The organism is Halorubrum saccharovorum DSM 1137 (genome assembly GCF_000337915.1).
Taxonomy (GTDB): Archaea; Halobacteriota; Halobacteria; order Halobacteriales; family Haloferacaceae; genus Halorubrum; species Halorubrum saccharovorum.
In genome coordinates this window covers 204,389-224,514 of record NZ_AOJE01000070.1, presented here as the reverse complement: position 1 = coordinate 224,514, position 20,126 = coordinate 204,389, and the positions used below count along the sequence as shown (strand labels likewise).

The window sequence follows — 20,126 nt, the reverse complement described above, 5'->3', positions numbered from 1 at the left end:
CCGCGTCACGCCGAGTCGACCGCGCGAGCGGACTCCGCGCACCACGCGTTGCCCCGGCGACCCGCCCGCCGGAGATCGAGTTCGACGACCGACCCGGCGTCGAGCGACGACAGCTCGGCCTCCACGTCGGGGTCGTCGTACTCGACGACGTACAGCGTCCCGTTCCGCGGGTACTCACGGAGCGTGATCGCCCCGTGGTCGTTACACGCTTTCACGACCGTGTACTTGCCAGTCCGTTCCATCACGTGCGACGCTACGTAGTGACCCATGTTAACACTTGTGTGGGTGAGTGCCGAAGCTGCACACGGAACCCGCGAACGGTTCACTTTAATCGGCGCGTCGCCTCGCTCGGGTATGACGGAGACGGAGATTCCCGAGGACCACCCGCGTTACGCGTCGCTCGTGACGCGCCACCGGATCGAGGCGGGCGTCGAGAAGGGGATCACCTCGAAGCAGGGGCTCATCGCGCAGGGGCGCGGCGAGGCGTTCGACTACCTCCTCGGCGAACGGACGCTCCCGAGCGCGGACGCCGCCGCCCGCGCGGCGGCGGCGACGCTTCTCGACGCCGACCGCCCGGTGCTCTCGGTGAACGGCAACGTCGCGGCGCTCGCGCCCGCGGAGACGGTCGAACTCGCCGAGGCTGTCGACGCCGACGTGGAAGTGAACCTCTTCAACCACACCGACGAGCGCGTCCGCCGGATCGCCGACCACCTGCGCGAGCACGGCGCCGACGAGGTGAAGGGGCTCGCGGGCGACGGCGAGATCCCCGGACTGGACCACGCCCGCGGCGTCGTCGACGCCGACGGGATCGAGGCGGCCGACGTGGTTGTCGTCCCGCTGGAGGACGGCGACCGCGCCGAGGCGCTCGACGCGATGGGAAAAACGGAGATCGTGATCGACCTGANGACGGGATCGAGGCGGCCGACGTGGTTGTCGTCCCGCTGGAGGACGGCGACCGCGCCGAGGCGCTCGACGCGATGGGAAAAACGGAGATCGTGATCGACCTGAACCCCGGGAGCCGGTCGCCGCGCACCGCCGACGTACCGATCATCGACAACCTGATCCGGGCGGTGCCGAACGTCACGGCCCACGCCCGGGAGCTGGCCGACGCACCGCCGGCGTCGCGCCGAGACGCGATCGAGTCGTTCGACGCCGCCGAGGCGCTCGCCGAGGCGGAGGCCGCCATCCGCGAGGGATCGTTCCAGATGTCCGACGACACGTCCGCTCGCTGACGAATTTCGGGCAGTCGCCGTCGGAAGTTCAAAGGTCTCTGGCACCGTATCGCATGCATGGAACTCGACGAGACGGACCGGTCGATCCTCCGAATCCTACAGGAGGACGCTCGGACACCGTTCTCGGAGGTCGCGCGCCGCATCGATATGTCCAGCGCGACCGTCCACGACCGGGTGAACCGCATGGAAGAGGCGGGCGTCATCGAGGGGTATCACGCGTCGATCGACCCGAAGGCGGTGGGGTACGGCGTCAGCGCCTTCGTCGGTCTCCGCGTCGAACAGGGCCGCGAGGAGGACGCCTTGGAGCGGCTCCGCGAGATCGACGGCGTCCGCGAGATCCACCTGACCACCGGCGATTGGGACGTGATCCTCAAGGTCGTCGCGGCGGACACGGACAGCCTCCGCGACCTGATGTTCGAGCGCGTCGCGGAGATGGAGGGATTCTCTCGGTCGCAGACGATGATCATCCTCGGCACCGACTACGAGGCGGACGGGCCGGCGGTCTGAGCGTCCCTCCAAAACGGCGACGCGGCGACGCGGGACCGGAACCCTCAATTCGGGGACGACCCCAACGGGGAGCATGAGCACACGGGTCGAGGAGCGGTTCGGGCTGTCGCCGGAGCGCGCGTGGGCGGCGGTCGTCGGCGCCGTCGCGGTACTTCTCGCGGTCGGATCCGCGGTCTTCCCGCGGATCGTGTACGATCGGTTCCTCTGGCAGTACTTCTGGGGGCCGGTCGCGGCCGACGGACAAGGCGCGCAGTGCGCGGTCCGCGACGCGGGCGGGACCGAACTGCTCGGGAGCTCGTCGGCGTGTTCGGCGGCCGTCGAGGCCGGCGAGGTCGTCGCGTTCCCCGGCTACACCACGGTCTCGACCGTGAGCTACGTCGTCATCCTGCTGGCGATGCTGATCGGCGTGGTCTTCCTCCTCCGCCGGCTGGAGATCGGCACCGAACTGCGCTTCTTCTACGCGCTGTTCCCGTTCATGCTTCTCGGCGGCGCCCTCCGCACCGTCGAGGACTCGGGGGTCGCCGCGATGCGGGCGGGCGTAGAGCCGCTAATCCCGTTTCCGGTGAGCGCGGTGTTGATCAGTCCGTTCATCTACTTCACCGTCTTCGGCGTCACGCTCGCGTGCGTCCTCGCGGCGTACTCGCTCGCCGGCCGGGGCGTGGTCGACGACTACGCCAGGCCCCTGTTCGCGATGGGAGCCGTCGGGCTCGCGGTCGCGTTCGGCTACCTCTCGTACCTCTCGGCGGCGACCGACTACGTCCAGTTCTACCCGATCATCCTCGTGTTGACGCTGGGGATCGCGACCGTGGCGACCGCGGTCACGTGGAAGCTCGCGACCGCGTACGTACCCGAGGTCCGGCAGGGGACCGGCGTCGCGGGCATCGTCATCATCTGGGGGCACGCGGTCGACGGCGTCGCCAACGTGATCGGGCTCAACTGGATGCCGGCGCTGACGGGCACGGGGAATCTCGTCCCGAAACACGTCGTCAACGAGCTGATCGTCGACTGGACGGCGCGGCTGCTCCCGCAGTCGATCGTCTCGGTCACCGGCGACGCGTGGCCGTTCCTGCTGGTGAAGCTCGTCGCGGCGACGTTCGTCGTCTGGGTGTTCAACGGCGAGATGTTCGACGAGTCGCCGCGCTACACCCTGCTGTTGCTCATCACGGTGCTCGCGGTCGGCCTCGGCCCCGGAAGCCGGGACATGCTGCGCGCGACGTTCGGGATCTGAGGTGCGTCACATGCCCGGAGAGGTCACATTCCCGGAGAGGTCACATCCCCATGTCGGCGGCGGCCTCGGGGACGGGGAGGTCGGCGACGGCGACGCCCAGCAGTTCGGCGGCGTGATCGAGCGCCATGTCGAAGCCGTAGTACCGCTCTAACTCGTCGCCGGTCGGCCCCGGTCTGACCTTCAACATCGCGTAGCCGTCGACGTTCTGGGCGACCGTCGCTTCCTCCCCGCCGACCGCGAAGGTGAGGCGTCGCTCGCCGTCCGTCTCCTCGTAGCGCGCCGCGATCCCGTCCCCCTCGTCGCCCGTCGTGTCGCTCATGCGCACGGTACGCTCCGATCCCTGTCGTATCTGTCGGTCGGCTGTGCCGGGTCCGCCCGTCCGGATGGTAAGGTTAAGGGACGACACGGCCCTATCGACGACAATGAGTACCGAAGTGTCGCGGCGGCGGGCGTGGGTGATCGCCGCGCGGCCGCAGACGCTCCCCGCGGCGGCGGCGCCGGTGATCGTCGGCGTCGGGCTCGCGGTCCACGACGGGGCGTTCGCCCCGCTGCCCGCGCTCGCCGCGTTCGTCGGCGCGGCGCTGATCCAGGTCGGCACCAACTTCGCGAACGACTACTACGACGCCATTCAGGGCGCGGACACCGACGCCCGCGAGGGGTTCACCCGCGTGGTCGCCAGCGGCCTCATCGAGCCCGCAGAGGTGAAGCGGGCGATGTGGCTCACCTTCGCGGCCGCGATCCTCGTGGGGACGTACCTCGTGTACGTGGGCGGCGTCCCGATCCTCGCGATCGGACTCGCCTCGGTGGCCGCCGGGATCGCGTACACGGGCGGCCCCTACCCGCTCGGCTACCACGGGCTCGGGGACCTGTTCGTGTTCGTCTTCTTCGGCGTGATCGCCGTCGCTGGTACCTACTACGTGCAGGCCGCCGCGCTCGCGGGCGAGGCGTTCCCCCTGTGGCTCCCCGAGGGGACCGTCACTCTCGCGGCCGTCGTCGCGAGCCTCCCGATCGCAGCGCTGTCGACGAACATCCTCGTCGTCAACAACGTCCGCGACCTGGAGGAGGACGCGCAGACGGGCAAACGCACCCTCGCGGTCCGGTTCGGCTACCGGTTCTCCCGGGTCCAGTTCCTCGCGCTGCTCGCGCTCGCGTACCTCACGCCCCTGTGGTTCCTGGCCGAGGGGTACGGGCTCGCCGTACTCTTCCCCCTGCTCACCCTCCCGCTCGCGGTCGGCGTGGCCCGCACCGTGCTGACCGAGACCGCCGGCGACGCGCTCAACCCGGCCCTCGAATCGACCGGGAAGCTCCTCGCGGCGTACGCGGTCGCCTTCGCCGTCGGGCTCGCGGTCTGACCCGATGCAGCTCCGCCCCTTCTCGCTCGGACTGGCGACTCCACTCCGAACCGCGCGCGGCTCCATCGATCGGCGCGAGGGGTTCCTCGTCGCCGTCGACCCGGAATCCGACGGCGAGTCGGTCCCCGCGCCCGGACTCGGCGAGGCGACGCCGCTGCCCGGGTGGACCGAGTCGCGGTCAGCCTGCGAGGCGGCGCTCCGGGAGGTCGGAGACGGGAACGGCGGGAAAGAGCCCGCGACGCGGGCGCTCTCTCGGCTCGATCCCACCGAGACGCCGGCCGCGCGCCACGGCCTCGCGCTCGCGCTCGCCGACGCGACCGCCCGCGACGCCGACCGATCCCTTTCAGAGCACCTCGCCCGGACCGAGGGCCTCCCCGCGCCCGCCGAGGCGGTCCCGGTCAACGCGACGATCGGAGACGGCGATCCGGGAGCCACCGTCGACGCGGCCGAGACCGCGGTCGAGGCGGGGTTCGACTGCCTGAAGGTGAAGGTCGGCGCCCGCGGCCTCGACGCCGACGTCGAGCGCCTCCGGGCCGTTCGACGGGCGGTCGGCGACGACGTCTCGCTCCGGGCCGACGCCAACGGCGCGTGGGACCGGGAGACCGCCCGAGAGGCGGTCGAGCGACTCGCACCGCTCGGTCTCGCGTACCTCGAACAGCCGCTGCCGGCCGACGACCTCGACGGAGCGGCCGCGCTCCGGAGCGCCGCCGCCGACGCCGACAGCGGTCCGCGGGTCCCGATCGCCCTCGACGAGTCGCTCGCGAGCCGCGGGCTCGACGCGGTCCTCGACGCCGGCGCGGCCGACGCCGTCGTCCTGAAGCCGATGGCGATCGGCGGGCCGGACCGAACGCTGGCGGCGGCGAGGCGTGCGCGGGAGACCGGCGTCGAGCCGGTCGTCACCACCACGGTCGACGCGGTCGTCGCGCGCACCGCCGCGGTCCACGTCGCCGCGGCGATCCCAGACGTGGCCCCCTGCGGGCTCGCCACCGGGCCGCTGCTCGACGCGGACCTGGCACCGGACCCCTGCCCGGTCTCGGACGGCGCCGCGGCGGTGCCGAGCGGTCCCGGTCTCGCTGGCGACGCCTTCGACGGGCTGCCGTAGCTCGACGGGACGGGAGTGAGAACCCCTCCGCCCGACTCACTCGACGACCTCGACGACCTCGACCGTCCCCTCCATCCCGCGCGTCTGGTGCGGCGTGCAGACGTACTCGAAGACGCCGGGATCGGCGAACGCGTGCTCGAAGGTGTGTCCCCCCTCGCTGGTGAGTTCGGACTCGAAGGCGCCCCCTCTGTCGATCACGTTGTGAACGCCGCCCGCGCCCGTCCACTCCCAGACGACCGTCGTTCCGGCGTCGACGACGAGGTTCGCGGGCGCGAAGGCGAACCCGGCGTCGGCGCCGACGGCGACGGTCACTCGCCCCTCGCCCGTTCGGTCGATCGGCTTCGGATCGCCCTCCTCGTCGCCGCCCGGAACGACGGCACCGATACAGCCCGCGAGCGCCGCGGCGGCGACGGCGCCGGCCCCCGCAAGCGCCCCTCGCCGCGTTCGGTCGGTCATACCTGACCGACGTGGCGAGCGGTATAAACGCCCTCGCGAACGCCGACCGTAGCGAGGGAAGGGGCTTTTACCGCCACCGCCGAAGGAGGGTGTATGAGCGAGTGGACAGACGCGATCGTCGGCGAGCGCATGACCGTCGACAACCAGTTCAACGACCGGGTGTCGGCCTCGCGGTTCTCCAGCCAGGAGTGGGGGCTGATCATGACCGCGACCGAGTTCGAGATCGAGGACGCCGGCGATCCCGAAGACGCCCGGATCGTCGCCGACACCTCCAGCCTCCCCGCGATCATGCCGGAGCTGGAGAACGTCAGATCGCAGGTCGCGGCGATGGGCGGCGCCCCGGGCGGCGACGCCGGCGGCTCCAGCGGCTCCGGCGGCGGACTCGTCGACTCGATCAAGGGCGCGCTCGGACTCGGGGGCGGAGGCGGCGACAGCGGCCCCTCAGACGAGGAGATCGACGCCGCCGAGCGGCTCGTTCAGGAGTACGCGGACGAACTGCAGGCGCACTTGGAGGAGACCGGCAAGTGGGAGCGGGTGCGGGTCGCGTATCAGGAGTAACGCGTACGGACCGGGGCAGGGCCTCCGACGCGGTGGTGGAAAAGTCGGGAACGGTGAAGCGCCTTATTCGATGTCGCTACCGCGGAACAGCGTCAGCTCCTCGGCCTCGTAGATGTTGATGAGTTCGCTGACGATCTCGTCGTACTCCTCGTCGTCGAGCCGGAGCGCGTCCAACCGCTCGACCGTCTCCTCGTCGAGGTGGATCTGGGGCATGCGTAATCGTTGATCGACAGGGGAAATAAAAGCTCGCGGTCGTTGCGGTCGAATCCGGGACTCTGGCCCCCTCACTCGAGGCAACGTTCGTGCGCGGAATCCGGGGGTGCGCTGTCTTCGGAGAGGTACCGGCGAGCCAACTCCTCGACGTCGGCCTCGGTCTCGACGTCTCCCGGTAACAGGAGGCGACCGTTGAGGCGGACGACCGAGTCGTCCTCTGCGAGTAGTGTCAACACGTCCGAACTGTCGAGCGTCGGCCCGTCTATCCACATTCTGCCGGCCAGCTCGTCCTTAGAGCGATACGGGTCAAAGAACTGCTTCTGTTCGAGTCCGATCCGCGCCGAAAGCGACAGAACGGATCCGCGTTCGGCGCGGTGGGCGGTGGGAGACTCTGACACGAGTCGTGAAACCTGTTTCGAGAGGTTGCTGTCGGAGGCGATTTCGATGCCCTGATCGCCGACGATCCACGTCCGAGCCGCGCTCTCGACCCCAGACAAGCCGACGCTCGGTGCAATCGCGATCCCGGACGACAACAGGCCAATCAGCGATCGGAACGTCTCGGGCTCGATGGTGGCCTCGGTGAGAATCGACGCCAGTCCGCCGTTTTCCACGACCGAGACACCAAGCGCGGAATCGGTGACGCCCTCGAACACGGCGAGCGCCGGGGCCTCGTCGGGGCCGTCGAGCGAGACGGATCCGTCCGAAGCGACGATCCGACCGCCGTCGATCGGCAGGCCACAGTACGTGATGTCGACGGTCGGGTCGGAGAGAGCCGCCGCGACCGCGTCCGCGTCGGGGTCGTCTACCACTTCCCACGAAGCGATCCCGCCCGGTACCTCCGGGTCGGAGAGCGCGTGACGGAGGGTCGCCGCACGCGCCGCGGAATCGACCAAGACGACGACGCGGAGCTCGCCGCGTGCCGTCGTCGTTCTGGTAAGTCGGTTCTCGTAAGTGTCCGGTGTCAACACCGCCGTACCCGCCGGAACGACGGACTCGTCCGGCGACGGGACGCCGTCAGTGTCCGAATCGGCTCCTCCGGAGTTCATCCACGGCGACGTCGCGAGTGCAACCGGCGCGTCGTCGGTCGGATCCGCAGATCCTCGAACGCGAATCGGAGCGACTACGTGCGCGAGGTGGGGGAGGAGTTCGGCGGCTTCGGGGACCGGTCGGAGCACCGCTTCAGTCGGCCATTCGGGCGCGTACGGCGCGATCGTCTCGGGATCGACCTCTAAGTACTCCATCAGCCGCTCGCTCATCGACAGGTCGGCGAGGTTCGGCGGGTAGAAGCTCAGTTCCGGACCTACAAGCTCGTACTCGTTCCGGTCCGACTTGACGTACCCCTCCGTCCGCGCCAGCGTGTCGAGGAAGAACCACGTCCGGAGCAGCTCTTCGACGCGTTCCTCCAATGCGAACCCGTCGGTCGGCAGCGACTCGACGTACCCGGTGTCGAACCGGATCGCTGGCGCGTCGCCGACGACAACCCGTGCGCCGAGGTAGTACGCCAAGGTGGAGAGGCGGTACACGTCGGCGTACGTGGGGCGCACGACGACCTCGACGCCGGTGTCGGGGACGGCGAGCGGACTCGGCACGTCGAGCTCGTCGCCGACTCGGATCCGCGGCGGATATCCGCGGAGCGTCGGCCACGAGCGCTCGGGGGTGAACTCCTTGATCGACGATCCGAGCACCGACACCGCCTCGGCGAGACCGGTCGGATCGCCCGGGGCGGTGATCGTCGCCTCCGGCCGGGTATGCAGCGACCGCGCGCCGACCGTGACGGTGGTGGGACGGTCGAAGGTCAGCTCGATGCCCGCCGAATCGAGCATACCTGTCGCTGATATAGCCACGTCTTCGGCGCGTACGATCGCTTTCGTCACCCCGTTAATATCGAGGTAGTACGTCGCTCGGGGGAGGTCCATCGGATCGTCGAGCTGTGCGACGAACTCTCCGTTGGCGTCTCGAACGGTCACGACGGCGTGTACGAGGGTCGAGACGGTCTCCGCCTCGAAGCTGACGGCTCGATCGACGGGGACGTGAAACAGATCGGGAAGCGCCGGCTTCGGCTGCGGCTCTCGGTCGAAACGGAGGGGGAACTCCTCGCCCTCTAGCGCGTCGCGGATACACAGCGTCCGCCCGTCCGTCTCGAACTCGATCCGATCGCCGACCTCGTCGTCAATCACGACCTTCCGGTAATCCGACAGCAGATATGAGGTTGTCGGTCATTCCCGATTTCCTCCGTTTCCGGCGCTCTATAGCCATATACTCTCGACGCATGTTAACAAGTGTGGCAGCATCCTTATCAATCGGTGCGCCTGACACGCGGGCATGGACGAGCGGGTCGCGACCGCTCTCGGTGAGGCGTTTCCGGGTCGGCCCGTCGACGAGACGTTCGGGGTCGGCCCCTCATGGAACGGCGCCAACGAGACGGTCGGCGTCGCCTTCGCCGACGGGGAGCGCGCGTTCTGCAAGGTCGCGGTCGACGGCGACGGTACCCGGATCGCCCGCGAACTGGCCGTGCTCCGCTACCTCGACGCTGAGCGGTCGGTCTCGGGGCCGAGAGTGCTGGCCGGCGACGCGGACGCGTCCGTGCCGCACCTCGTCACTGCGCCGGCGCCGGGGCGCGAACTTCTCGGAGTCTGGGAGGAAGCGGGCGAGGCGAAAGAGGCGAAAGAGGCGAAAGAGGCGGAAGAGGAGGGCGAGAAGCGACGCGAGGCGCTCCTCCGACGCGTCGGGGCGACGCTCGCGACCGTCCACGCGGNGACGCGTCCGTGCCGCACCTCGTCACTGCGCCGGCGCCGGGGCGCGAACTTCTCGGAGTCTGGGAGGAAGCGGGCGAGGCGAAAGAGGCGAAAGAGGCGAAAGAGGCGAAAGAGGCGGAAGAGGAGGGCGAGAAGCGACGCGAGGCGCTCCTCCGACGCGTCGGGGCGACGCTCGCGACCGTCCACGCGGAACGGTTCGAGGCCCACGGGGAGGTCGTCGGGGGCGACGCCCGCGGCGGACTCGACCTCAACCGCGCGCCGTGGCCGGACGTGCTCCGCGCGACGGTCGAACGCACCCGCGAGATCGGCACCTCCGAGCGGCTGGCAGACCACTACGACGCCGTGTTCGACTGCGTCGAGGCGAACCGAGACCGGCTCAGCGGCGCCCCGGCCGCGCTGCTCCACGGCGACGTGGCGCGGCCGAACCTGTTCGTAGTCGACGGCGAACCGGCCGTCGGCACTGCTCCCGCCGGTATCGTTCCGATCGACTGGGAACTCGCGCACGTCGGCGACCCCGCGCGCGACCTCGTTCGCGCGGAGGACCAGCTCCTCAACGGGTTCGACAGCCGGGGGCCGGAGCGGTACGCAGAGGCCCTTTATGACGGATACCGCGACCGTGCCGGCGGACTCCCACCGGGATTCGCCGAGCGGCGTCCGGTGTACGAGGTCGTCCGGATGCTCGGACGCTCGGGGTTCATCGACCAGTGGGTGACACACCTCGAGGAGCCGCTGGAGTCGCTCGTCGAGCGTGCGGACGCCGAACTGCGCGCGCGGTTGGACGCGGCGTGAGACGGCGGTGAAAGGGCGCGTCCAGCGGCACGGATCGCCGGGACTCGGCCTCGGGAGGGGTTCGGTCTCCGGTCGGCGTTTTCACCGGGTTGGAAACCCCTCGACGTTATATGGTCAGTCGAGGCCCTACGTGCAGCCATGACCAACGGGATCCACGTCGAACTCGCCGTCTCTGCCTGTGAGGGCTGTCCCGTGGCCGCGCTGTCGTCGACCGCCGCGGTCGAGGAGTTCCGGGTCGACGCCGACGACGCCCGCGTCGAGTTCGTCGCCCCCGACCCGCCCGAGGACCCGCCGAGCGACCTCGACCTCGTCGAGTTCGCCGGCGAGGCGCACGGCCGCTACGAGATCACCTGCGAGCGTCCCGCGACCGACGGCGGCGTCGCGATGGACGCGCCGGAGGCCGACGCGGGCGCTGGTCCGTCGTCGCCCCCAGCCGCTGAGCCGTCCTCGTCGGCGGTCGCGGAGGGGGCTCCGGCGGCGACACCCGGGCCGTCTTCGCCCTCTGACGGCGACGTCGCCTGCGAGGGTTGCTCGTGCGCCGGGCTCCCGTCGGCGTTCGCGAACTTCCCGGTGTCGCCGCGCCGGACCGAGATGGAGGACGGCGAGCTGCTCGTCTCGTTCGTGCTGACGGGCCACGAGGAGCTCCAGGCCATCGTCGACGAGTGCGAGGCCGCCGGACTCAGGGTGGAGCTCCGCCGGCTGTGCGTCGACCGCGGCGACCGGAGCGCGGAGGACGGCTCCTGTCGCGACGTCGTTCCCGTCGACCTCGCCGGCGTCACGGACCGACAGGCGGAGATCGCGGCCGTCGCTGCCGAAAAGGGGTACTTCAACGGCGACGGCGCCTCCGCCGCGGAGATCGCCGCGGACCTCGACCTCGCGAAGTCAACGGTCTCGGAGCATCTCCGGACCGTGACGGACACGCTCTTCTCGCAGGCGTTCGGGGACGGCACTTAAACTCCCGAACAGTTCGCCGCCAGCTATCCGGGGGGTTCGACCGTAGTGATCGGTAGCGGGGTCGAACCAACCGGTTCGGCTCCGGTCACCCATGACTCAGTGGACACAGCTCGGACCGCGGGAACGCGAGCTCCTCGCCGTCCTGCGGCGCGCCGACGCCCCCCTCACGGCCCGCGACCTGCTCGACGCGGTCGATAGCCGCGGCGACGACGTCGCGTACACGACGGTCAAGCGGACCGTCGACCGGCTCGTCGAGAAGGGGTTCGTCGAGCGCGAGTCGGAGCGGTACCGCGGCGGAACGCGGCACCGCTACCGGTTCGACGTCGAGGCCGCACGCAAGCGGCTGGTTCCGGGGTTCGTCGACGAGCTCCGGACGGTGCTCGGCGAGCCGGCGGTCGAGCGGCTCGGTCGAACGGTCCGAACGGAACGCGACGGCGGCAACGAAGCCGACGCCACCACCCAACAATGACCACAGATCCGAACGCGAGCGACGAGCGGACGGCACGGACCGACGAACACCGCGACGAGCGGGCGGCGAAAGCGAATGCGAGCGACGCCGAGGCGGCGAGCCCGACCGGAGCGGGCTCGGAACCGGAGAGCGACGAGCCGGAGATCGTCGACGGGCGGACGATCGAACACCTGTTGACCGACCACGAGCGCGACATCGCCTCGACCGCGAAGGGGACCGACGCGACCGCGGCGAAGCGACCGACCCTCGATCTCCCGCGCTTGGAGCTCGGGCGGCGCGACTTCATGAAGGCCGGCGCCGCCGTCGGGGCCATGAGCGGCCTCGCCGGCTGTACGAGCATCCTCGCGGACGAGGACGGCGACGACTCGGGCGGCGCGGCCGCCGGCGGGGAACACTCGGTCGCGCCCGGCGAGCACGACGAGTACTACGGGTTCCTCTCCGGCGGCCACACCGGCGAGATCCGCGTCGTCGGACTCCCGTCGATGCGGGAGCTGATGCGGATCCCGGTGTTCCAGGCGGAGAGCGCGCGCGGCTACGGCCACGACGCCAAGACGAGCCGGATGCTCGAAGAGGAGGGCGACGGTCACGTGTGGGGCGACACCCACCACCCGCGCGTCTCCCAGACCGACAACGACTACGACGGGCGCTGGCTGTTCGTCAACGACAAGGCGAACGGCCGGATGGCCCGGGTCGACCTGGAGTACTTCGAGACCGACGCGATCACGAACGTCCCGAACTGTCAGGGCGTCCACGGGGCGTGTATGCAGCTTCCCGACACCCAGCTCGTCTTCGGCGTCGGCGAGTTCCGCGTGCCGATGCCGAACGACGGCCGCGACGTGCAGAGCCCCGACGAGTACGGCTCCGTCCTCACCGCCATCGATCCCGAGACGATGGACATCGAGTGGCAGGTCGAGGTCGACGGCAACATGGACAACGGGGACGGCGGCAAGGAGGGTCGCTGGTTCTTCGCGACCGGCTACAACAGCGAGGAGGGCGTCACGGAGTCCGAGATGGCCCGGTCGGACCGCGACTACGTGAAGGCGTTCGACATCCCCGCGATCTGGGACGCCGTCGAGAGCGGCGAGTACGAGGAGATCAGCGGCGTGCCCGTCGTCGACGGGACGATGGACAGCTCGCTCAACGAGGGCGACCGGCCGATCGTCCGGTACGTGGCGACGCCGAAGAGCCCGCACGGCGTCAGCGTGACGCCGGACGGAAACTACGCCATCGCCTCCGGGAAGCTGGACCCGACCTGTACGATCATCGACATCGAGGCGATCGCCGAGGTCGACGACCCGCAGGACTCGATCGTCGGCCGGCCCCGCGTCGGGATGGGGCCGCTCCACACGGCGTACGACGACCGGGGGCACGCGTACACGACCCTGTTCATCGACTCGCAGGTCGCCAAGTGGGACTACGAGGCCGCCGTCGAGGCCGAGGCGGGGTCCGAGGAGCCGATCGTCGAGAAGCACGACGTGCACTACAACCCCGGCCACCTCATCGCCGCGGAGTCGTACACGGCCTCGCCGCAGGGCGACTACCTCGTCTCGCTGAACAAGCTCTCGAAGGACCGGTTCCTCCCGGTCGGGCCGATCCACCCGGAGAACGACCAGATGTTCTACATCGGCGACGACGAGGCCGGCATGCAGCTGATCAAGGACAAGCCGTCGTACCCGGAGCCGCACGACGCCAGCATCGTCCACAAGGACAAGATCGAGCCGGCGAAGACGTGGGACACCGACGACTACGAGCTCGACTACGTCGCCGAGGGCGAGGAGTCCTTCGAGCGGGTCGACGACGGCACCGTCGAGATCGAGATGTGGGCGCGCCGCAACGAGTACGCCTTCCCCGAGGTGACGCTGCGAGAGGGCGACGAGGTCCGCCTCAAGATATCGAACATCGAGACCACGAGCGACGTGATCCACTCGATCGCGATCCCGGAGTACGACATCAACCTCGCGCTGGCGCCGCAGGACACTCGCGAGGTGACGTTCACGGCCGATCAGCCCGGCGTGTTCTGGGCGTACTGCGCGTACTTCTGTAGCGCGCTCCACCTGGAGATGCGCTCGCGGATCCTCGTCGAGCCGGAGGAGTAGCGGCGAATCGCCACGCGACCGAACCAACATACCACCCACCTCATCCCCCACGCCATGACGGCCTCACTCGACCGACTGACGGAGCTCAGGCGGGCGCTCCCGGTGACGGCGGCGGCGATGTTCGTCGTCGCCCTGCTGGTGCCCGTCTGGAAGATCGCCTTCGAAGCGCCCCAGTACCCCGACGGGCTGCTCGTCGAGCTGTACGCGTATCCGCGGCTCGGCGGCGACTACGCCGAGGTGCAGGCGCTGAACCACTACGTCGGGTTCTACTACCCGGACCCGGTGTTCGTGGACCCGAACTACGCGGTCCACCCGGACGCGATCGCGGCCCCGGAGTGGATCCTCGGGCCGGTCGTGTTCCTCGCGGTGGCCGCCGCGGGCGTGTTCGTCGCGCTCGCGCCGACCGACCGCAAGCTCCGGCTGGGGCTGCTCAGCCAGCTGATCGGGGCGACGGTGGCGTTCGTGGGGACCTTCGCGATCGTGCAGTACCGGCTGTACCAGGCGGGCCACGCGCTCGGCGAGGACGCGCCGGTCGTCGGAGTCGCCGAGTTCACTCCGCCGCTTCTGGGCGGCTACCAGATCGCCAACATCAGCGGTGTGGCGTGGTTCGGTCCCGGGGGCTACCTCGCAGGGCTCGGCTTCCTCCTCCTCCTCGTCGCGTTCCTGCTTCGCGACTCGCGGGTCACGATCGGGGAGACCGCCGAGGCGATCCGCGCCCGGCTCCCGGGCCGTCGAGGCGGCGGTAGCGACGGCGACGGCGACCCCGAGGACCTCGGCCCGGCCGCCGAATCACCCGGGCCGGAATCGGCCGGATCGATCGCCGGCGAATCGCCGACGGACGAACCGGCCCGAACCACCGGCGACACGCGCACGGGGGTGAACTGATGTCTCGGCTCCCGTCGATCGGCGGGCTCGTCTCGGCGCGCGCGGCCCTCGTCGCCGCCGCCGTCGTGTGCGCGGTCGTCCTCGTCGGCGTCGTCGCGGCGACCGGCGCGGGGGTCGCCGGGAGCCACGCGGCCGACGCCGGAAACGACGGCGAGCCCGTCGTCGACCCGCCGACGTACGATCCGGACCGGCCGACGGGCGCGGGGACCGCGACGGTCCTGCGCGACGGGAGCGACGGCGGGGGAGCCGACGGGAGCGACGGTGGCGCAGCCGACGGCGGCGCTGCGACGGTCGACGCCGAGACCTACGACGACCTCGCCACTGCGGTCGACGCAGCGGGACCGGGAGCCACGATCGAGCTCTCAGGCGTCTTCGAGCCCGCGGAGACGGTCGTCGTCGACGATCCGGAGCTGACGATCCGCGCGGGGTCGACCCACGGCGCCCTGATCGACGGGGGCGGCGAGGACACGACGATCGACGTTCGCGCTCCGGACGCGACGGTCGAGGGCCTCTGGATCGACGACACCGGCGAGGACCTCGAATCGCAGGACGCCGCGGTGTACGTCGCCGAGAACGCCACGGGGGCGACGCTCGCTGACCTGTACCTCACCGACGCCGCGTTCGGGGTCTGGGTCAACGGCGCCGACCGGGTGACGATCGCGGACTCGCGGATCGAGGGGACGCGGGCCCCGCGGTTCGCGAACCGAGGCAACGGGATCAACCTCTGGGAGACGAACGGCACCGAGGTCCGCGACACCGAGATCACCGACGTTCGCGACGGGATCTACTACTCGTGGGCCTCGAACGTCGAGGCGACGGGGAACACGATGTGGGACCTGCGGTACGGCGTCCACTACATGTACTCCGACGACAACCGCCTCGCGAACAACGTCGCCTTCGAGAACGACGTGGGATACGCGCTGATGGTCAGCGAGGACATCGAGCTGGTCAACAACACCGCGGTCGCGAACCGGGGGAAGAGCGGTCACGGGGTCCTGCTCAAGGAGATCGACCGCTCCGTGATCCGCGACAACCGCCTCGTCGCCAACGGAAACGGCGCGTTCCTCTACAACGCCCAGCACAACGAGGTTCGAGGGAACCTCCTGTACGCGAACGGCGTGGGGATCCATCACTCCGCGGGCACGGAGGGAACGCTGGTCGCCGGCAACAGCTTCGTGAACAACGACGAGCCGGTGTTGACGACGACACGCGATCTCGTCGCGTGGAACGGGACCGACCGCGGGAACTACTGGTCTGACGCCCGCGTCGCCGACACCGACGGCGACGGGATCAGCGACGCGCGACACCGCCCGGCGGGCGCGGCCGAGCGACTGGTCCAGGAGCACCCGGCCGCCGCCGTGTTCGCCGACAGCCCCGCGTTCGACGCGATCCGGCTGGTCGAGAGCCGGTTCCCGGCGGTCGAGAGCGCCGGGATCATCGACCACCGCCCGCTCGCGACCCCCGCCCACGACGTGGAGCCGTATCGCCCGTACGCGGCGGCCGTCGACGCGGCGGCCGAGTACGACGACGAGCCCGGAGACGACCACCACCAGTAACCATGCGCATCGACATCACCGACGTTCACAGACGCTACGGCGACGTGCCGGCGCTCGACGGAGTCGACTTCGCGGTCGAGTCCGGCGACGCGTACGGCCTCGTGGGAACTAACGGCGCCGGCAAGTCCACCCTGTTCGGACTGATCGCCGGCCACGACCGCCCCGACGAGGGAACGATTACGGTCGGCGAGCGCGACGTGGGGGAGCTGGGGTGGCGCATCCGCGAGGCGATCGGCGTCCTCCCGGAGGACCCCGGCTTCCCGCCGGGCGAGACGGGCCGCGAGACGCTGGCGTTTCACGCCGACGTCCGCGGGATCGGCGCGAGCCCCGAGGACGCGGCCGAGCGGATCGACGGCGCCGCGGCGACGGTCGGGCTCGCCGACGCGATCGACCGCCCCATCGACGGCTACTCGAAGGGGATGCGCCGCCGGTTGGGGCTCGCGGCGGCGCTGCTCGCGAACCCCGCCGTGCTCCTGCTCGACGAGCCGACCGCCGGGCTCGACCCGAACGGGGTCGCCGCGCTCCGGGACGTGCTGACCCGCGTCCGCGAGGAGACCGGCGTGACGGTCCTGATGGCGACCCACGCGCTTCGGGAGGCCGAGCGCGTCTGCGACCGCGTCGGCGTCCTCGACGACGGCCGGCTGGTCGCCGAGGGGACGCCAGAGGAGCTGGGCGCGGACCACGAGGACGGGCTCGAAGGCGCGTTCGTCTCGCTCACCGGAGGTGGTCGCGATGCCTGAAGGCGGAGCCGGCGAGCGCGCCGACGACGCGGGGCGGCCCGAGCCGACCACGGACGGCGGGATCGCCCTCGACGGGGCGGTCGCGGCCGGCGATGGCGGCGGCGCGACGGCCGAGGAGACCCCGCCCGCCGACGCGCTCGACGAGCCCGAGACCGCCGACGCGACCGACGCCGAGCGTATCTCCATCCCGCTCCCGCGGCCGGGCATCGCCGCGCGGATCGCGCGGCGGGAGACGCGGCTGACGACCCGCCGGGGGTGGACGGTCGGCCTGACCGTCGTCTTCGCGGCGTTCGGGCTCCTGCTGGCGACGTTCAGCGGCTCCGGGGTCGCGCCGACCGGCTACGAGCCGGTGGTCGCGAGCTACGTCGAACTGGCGACGTTCCTCGTCCCGCTGGCGGCGCTGGCGTTCGGCCACGGCGCGGTCGTCGGCGCGGCCGAGCGCGGGCGCCTCGGCGTCGTCCTGACGCTGCCGGTCTCGCGGGTCGAGACCGCGATCGGGGTGTTCGCCGGGCGCGCGGCCGTCCTCGGCTCCGCGGTCGTGCTCGGCTTCGGCGTCCCTGGCCTCCTGTTGCTCCGCGAGTACGGGCTCGCCGGCTGGCCGACGTTCGCGTGGTTCCTGTTCGCGACCGTCGCCGTCGCCGTCGCGCTGCTCGGGATCGGGGTGGCAATCTCCGCGCTCGCGCCGACCTCGACGATGGCGCTCGCGGGCGCGCTGCTCGTGTGGGCGTGGGTCGCGCTGGTCCACGACCTGCTCGCGATGGGCGTGCTCGCCGCGCTCGACGGCGCGCACGGGCTCGTCGCCGCCGCGGTCGCGGCCAACCCGGTCTCGACATACCGGCTGCTCGCGCTCGCGCCGACCGACGCCGGCGGCGCCGGACTCGCGGCCGCGCTTGAGGGTGGGCTGTCGGTCGGGGCGCTCGTCGGCGTCCTGCTCGGGTGGGTCGCGCTCGGCGTCGCCGTCGCCGCCGTCGCGATGCGCGCGAAGCGGATCTGAACCCGCTGCGGGTACGACGCCCGCGGTCAGTGCCGCTGGTACGACGCCCGCGGTCAGCGCTGTTGGTACGGCTCCCGCGGTCAGCGCCGCTGGTACGACGCCCGCGGTCGGCCGTGACGAGCCGGTTGACCGCATCGCCGCGCGCCCTATCGACACTCTTGTTGCTTCGGTCGGGCTTCGACTCGTATGGTACTGGTGCAGGCGCTGTCGTACACGGCGCTCGCGGTCGTGGCCGGCTTGGTCGGCGGCGTGATCGCCGTCTACAGCCCCCCGAGCCCACAGATGGAGAGCAATATCCAACACTTCGCGGCCGGGGTGGTCACCGCCGCGGTCACCGCTGAGCTACTGCCGGACGTCCACGGGCGAGCCCCGCAGATAGTCGTCCTCGGGTTCGCCATCGGGGTCGCGACGATGCTTGGGATCCACCGGCTGAGCAAGATCATCGATAAGCGCGATATCGGCGGACAGTACGCGAGTGCTTCCGGGCTCCTCATCATCGTCGGTATCGATATGACCATCGACGGGGTCCTGATCGGGGTCTCCTTCCTGGACAATCCCGATACCGGCGTGATCATCGCCGCGGCGCTGGCGATCGAGGTGCTCTTTCTCGGGGTCGCCGGCGTCGTCGCGCTGCCGCGGGAGATGAGCATGGCTCGGAAGCTCGCGGTCCCGGCGGTGTTCGGACTGCTACTCGCGTCGGGGGTGACAGTCAGTGTACTCGCACTGGGCGGCGTGACCGGGGCGCCGATCGCGGTCATCCTCGCTTTCGGCTCCGCTGCGCTGCTGTATCTCGTCACCGAGGAACTGCTTGTGAAGGCGGGGAAGGTCCCCGAAACGCCGGTGTCGACGACGCTGTTTTTCGTCGGGTTCCTCGCGATCTTCCTGCTCGATATGCTCCACTGAGGCAGAGAGCGGGCCGATTCGAACGCTACTCCCGTGAGAGCCGGCGGGTCTCATCGCTCCGGGGCGTCCGACGCCTCCGGAAGGCCTGCCGTCGACCGACGCCGACACCGATCGCCGGGGACGCCTCGCGTGTGAGTGGGTCCGTCCCGGCCGCCGCCGTGGTCGCGTGCGAACACGTTCGGAACAAACTACGCGGTGGTTGGGGCCCGATCGGTGCGTATGGAACTGGAAACGGTCGCGCTCGAACGGACGGACGCGCCGGCGGACCGGCCCGTCGAGACGCTCGACGTCAGGGATCTCGGGCCGCCGGAGCCGCTCCGACAGACGCTCGAACTGCTCGCCGATCTCCCCGACGAGACCGTGCTCGTCCAGCGAAACGACCGCGCGCCGCAGTTCCTCTACCCGAAGCTCGACGACCGCGGCTACGCCCGCGAGACGGTCGAGACCGACGATGCGGTCGTCACGGCGATCTGGACGGCGGACGTCGACGCGGACGCAGCCGACGGAACCAACGACGCGGACGTGACCGACGGAACCGGCGACGCGGACGCGGCCGACGGAACCGGCGACGCGGACGCGATCGAGCTGGAGTGAGCGCGACCGCTCGTCGCCTCTTTTATACTACGGACCGAACAGTTCGGTGGACCGCTTCGCGATCCGGGAATACTCGCCGAATGTATTCCCCCTACTCCCCTACGCCGGGTTGCAATGGCCCGACGCACACTCGACCGGCGGACGTTCGTTCAGACGACTGCTGCGGTCGGCACCACTGTCGCGCTGGCCGGCTGTGGCGGCGGCAGTGGCGGCGACGGTGGCGATGGGAGTAGCGACGGTTCGGACGGATCGGACGGCTCCGACGGATCGGACGGCTCCGACGGAAGCGACGGCTCCGACGGAAGCGACGGCGGCAGCGGCGGGAGCGAGTACCTGTCCGAGGAGCCGAACTACGACGGGTTCTTCGACAACGTGAGCAACTACGACGGCACCGTCGACATGCGGGATTCCGACGAGGTGACCGTCGACGTCGGCGCCAACGACGGGCTCTCCTTCGGGCCGGCCGCGGTGGCCGTCTCGACCGGCACGACGGTCGTCTGGGAGTGGACCGGCCAGGGCGGCGACCACAACGTCTCGGCCTCCGACGGAGCGTTCGAGAGCGACACCGTCGGCGAGGAGGGTCACACCTTCGAGCACACCTTCGAGGAGGCCGGTACCTACACCTACGTCTGCACGCCCCACGAGGCGGTCGGCATGAAGGGCGCCGTCTACGTGGAGTGAAGGGCGCCGTCTACGTGGAGTGAAAGGGCGCCGTCTAGTGGAGTGACGGACCGAACGCACG

General features: G+C 70.5%; 20 protein-coding genes and 4 pseudogenes. 19 read left to right on the top strand and 5 right to left on the bottom strand.

Translation table 11 applies throughout. The features are described from left to right. Positions 1 to 5: 5 nt before the first annotated feature. Positions 6 to 242, bottom strand: coding sequence for a hypothetical protein (locus C471_RS15445; protein WP_004050596.1), 237 nt, complete (start codon positions 240 to 242; stop codon positions 6 to 8). 112 nt (positions 243 to 354) lie between these two features. Here C471_RS15445 and C471_RS15440 point away from each other — a divergent pair. From C471_RS15440 to C471_RS15430, 4 genes and pseudogenes are all read left to right on the top strand, one after another. Then, positions 355 to 963: pseudogene (locus C471_RS15440) on the top strand (phosphopantothenate/pantothenate synthetase); the annotation flags it as partial. 32 nt (positions 964 to 995) lie between these two features. Next, positions 996 to 1,232: pseudogene (locus C471_RS17260) on the top strand (phosphopantothenate/pantothenate synthetase family protein); the annotation flags it as partial. A 57-nt stretch (positions 1,233 to 1,289) separates the two neighbouring features. Continuing rightward, a complete protein-coding gene (locus C471_RS15435) occupies positions 1,290 to 1,739 on the top strand; it encodes an Lrp/AsnC family transcriptional regulator (protein ID WP_004050595.1) in 450 nt (149 codons plus the stop codon). Between the two features lie 73 nt (positions 1,740 to 1,812). Beyond that, positions 1,813 to 2,967, top strand: a complete 1,155-nt coding sequence (locus C471_RS15430; protein WP_004050594.1) for a DUF63 family protein — start codon at positions 1,813 to 1,815, stop codon at positions 2,965 to 2,967. Positions 2,968 to 3,007: 40 nt separating this feature from the next. On the opposite strand, the gene C471_RS15425 is transcribed toward C471_RS15430, so the two are convergent. Beyond that, positions 3,008 to 3,286, bottom strand: a complete 279-nt coding sequence (locus tag C471_RS15425; RefSeq protein WP_004050592.1) for a DUF7111 family protein — start codon at positions 3,284 to 3,286, stop codon at positions 3,008 to 3,010. A gap of 103 nt (positions 3,287 to 3,389) precedes the next feature. Between C471_RS15425 and C471_RS15420 the strand changes: the two genes are divergently transcribed. Together C471_RS15420 and C471_RS15415 are read left to right on the top strand one after the other, a co-directional pair. Beyond that, entirely contained in the window at positions 3,390 to 4,319 is a 930-nt protein-coding gene (locus tag C471_RS15420) for a 1,4-dihydroxy-2-naphthoate polyprenyltransferase (protein WP_004050590.1), read from the top strand. Between the two features lie 4 nt (positions 4,320 to 4,323). Continuing rightward, a complete protein-coding gene (locus C471_RS15415; protein ID WP_004050587.1) occupies positions 4,324 to 5,421 on the top strand; it encodes a mandelate racemase/muconate lactonizing enzyme family protein in 1,098 nt (365 codons plus the stop codon). 36 nt (positions 5,422 to 5,457) lie between these two features. Here C471_RS15415 and C471_RS15410 read toward each other — a convergent pair whose 3' ends face one another. Beyond that, positions 5,458 to 5,877 carry a halocyanin domain-containing protein gene (locus C471_RS15410; protein WP_004050586.1) on the bottom strand — a complete coding sequence of 140 codons (420 nt, stop codon included), beginning with the start codon at positions 5,875 to 5,877 and terminating at the stop codon, positions 5,458 to 5,460. A 93-nt stretch (positions 5,878 to 5,970) separates the two neighbouring features. Here C471_RS15410 and C471_RS15405 point away from each other — a divergent pair, with 93 nt between their 5' ends. Further along, a complete protein-coding gene (locus C471_RS15405) occupies positions 5,971 to 6,435 on the top strand; it encodes a DUF5799 family protein (protein ID WP_004050579.1) in 465 nt (154 codons plus the stop codon). Positions 6,436 to 6,498: 63 nt separating this feature from the next. On the opposite strand, the gene C471_RS17780 is transcribed toward C471_RS15405, so the two are convergent. Both C471_RS17780 and C471_RS15400 read right to left on the bottom strand, forming a co-directional pair. Then, positions 6,499 to 6,648 carry a DUF7557 family protein gene (locus C471_RS17780; protein WP_004050576.1) on the bottom strand — a complete coding sequence of 50 codons (150 nt, stop codon included), beginning with the start codon at positions 6,646 to 6,648 and terminating at the stop codon, positions 6,499 to 6,501. Positions 6,649 to 6,719: 71 nt separating this feature from the next. Further along, complete coding sequence (locus C471_RS15400; RefSeq protein ID WP_004050574.1) at positions 6,720 to 8,825, bottom strand: hypothetical protein; 2,106 nt, start codon at positions 8,823 to 8,825, stop codon at positions 6,720 to 6,722. A gap of 145 nt (positions 8,826 to 8,970) precedes the next feature. Between C471_RS15400 and C471_RS18295 the strand changes: the two are divergent. From C471_RS18295 to C471_RS15340, 12 genes and pseudogenes are all read left to right on the top strand, one after another. Next, positions 8,971 to 9,471 (top strand): annotated as a pseudogene (locus tag C471_RS18295) (phosphotransferase); the annotation flags it as partial. Continuing rightward, positions 9,405 to 10,193, top strand: a pseudogene (locus tag C471_RS15390) (phosphotransferase family protein); the annotation flags it as partial. The pseudogenes C471_RS18295 and C471_RS15390, both read left to right, overlap by 67 nt. 138 nt (positions 10,194 to 10,331) lie before the next feature. After that, the gene (locus C471_RS15385; RefSeq protein ID WP_004050569.1) at positions 10,332 to 11,147 is read left to right on the top strand and encodes a helix-turn-helix domain-containing protein; all 816 of its coding nucleotides are present in this window, start codon (positions 10,332 to 10,334) and stop codon (positions 11,145 to 11,147) included. 91 nt (positions 11,148 to 11,238) lie between these two features. After that, positions 11,239 to 11,616, top strand: coding sequence for a BlaI/MecI/CopY family transcriptional regulator (locus tag C471_RS15380; RefSeq protein WP_004050567.1), 378 nt, complete (start codon positions 11,239 to 11,241; stop codon positions 11,614 to 11,616). Further along, positions 11,613 to 13,712 carry a TAT-dependent nitrous-oxide reductase gene (nosZ, locus tag C471_RS15375; RefSeq protein ID WP_004050565.1) on the top strand — a complete coding sequence of 700 codons (2,100 nt, stop codon included), beginning with the start codon at positions 11,613 to 11,615 and terminating at the stop codon, positions 13,710 to 13,712. The genes C471_RS15380 and nosZ overlap by 4 nt, the downstream gene beginning before the upstream one ends. A 54-nt stretch (positions 13,713 to 13,766) precedes the next feature. Further along, a complete protein-coding gene (locus C471_RS15370) occupies positions 13,767 to 14,597 on the top strand; it encodes a hypothetical protein (protein ID WP_004050563.1) in 831 nt (276 codons plus the stop codon). Further along, positions 14,597 to 16,153, top strand: a complete 1,557-nt coding sequence (gene nosD, locus C471_RS15365; RefSeq protein ID WP_004050561.1) for a nitrous oxide reductase family maturation protein NosD — start codon at positions 14,597 to 14,599, stop codon at positions 16,151 to 16,153. The genes C471_RS15370 and nosD overlap by 1 nt, the downstream gene beginning before the upstream one ends. A gap of 2 nt (positions 16,154 to 16,155) precedes the next feature. Further along, positions 16,156 to 16,893, top strand: coding sequence for an ABC transporter ATP-binding protein (locus tag C471_RS15360; RefSeq protein WP_004050559.1), 738 nt, complete (start codon positions 16,156 to 16,158; stop codon positions 16,891 to 16,893). Then, positions 16,886 to 17,887 carry an ABC transporter permease gene (locus C471_RS15355; protein WP_049909481.1) on the top strand — a complete coding sequence of 334 codons (1,002 nt, stop codon included), beginning with the start codon at positions 16,886 to 16,888 and terminating at the stop codon, positions 17,885 to 17,887. Before C471_RS15360 ends, C471_RS15355 begins: the two co-directional genes overlap by 8 nt. A gap of 186 nt (positions 17,888 to 18,073) precedes the next feature. Then, positions 18,074 to 18,790 carry a ZIP family metal transporter gene (locus C471_RS15350; RefSeq protein WP_004050554.1) on the top strand — a complete coding sequence of 239 codons (717 nt, stop codon included), beginning with the start codon at positions 18,074 to 18,076 and terminating at the stop codon, positions 18,788 to 18,790. A 219-nt stretch (positions 18,791 to 19,009) separates the two neighbouring features. Then, a complete protein-coding gene (locus C471_RS15345) occupies positions 19,010 to 19,384 on the top strand; it encodes a DUF2249 domain-containing protein (RefSeq protein ID WP_004050552.1) in 375 nt (124 codons plus the stop codon). A gap of 114 nt (positions 19,385 to 19,498) precedes the next feature. Beyond that, positions 19,499 to 20,065, top strand: coding sequence for a halocyanin domain-containing protein (locus C471_RS15340; RefSeq protein WP_004050550.1), 567 nt, complete (start codon positions 19,499 to 19,501; stop codon positions 20,063 to 20,065). Positions 20,066 to 20,126: the final 61 nt, after the last annotated feature.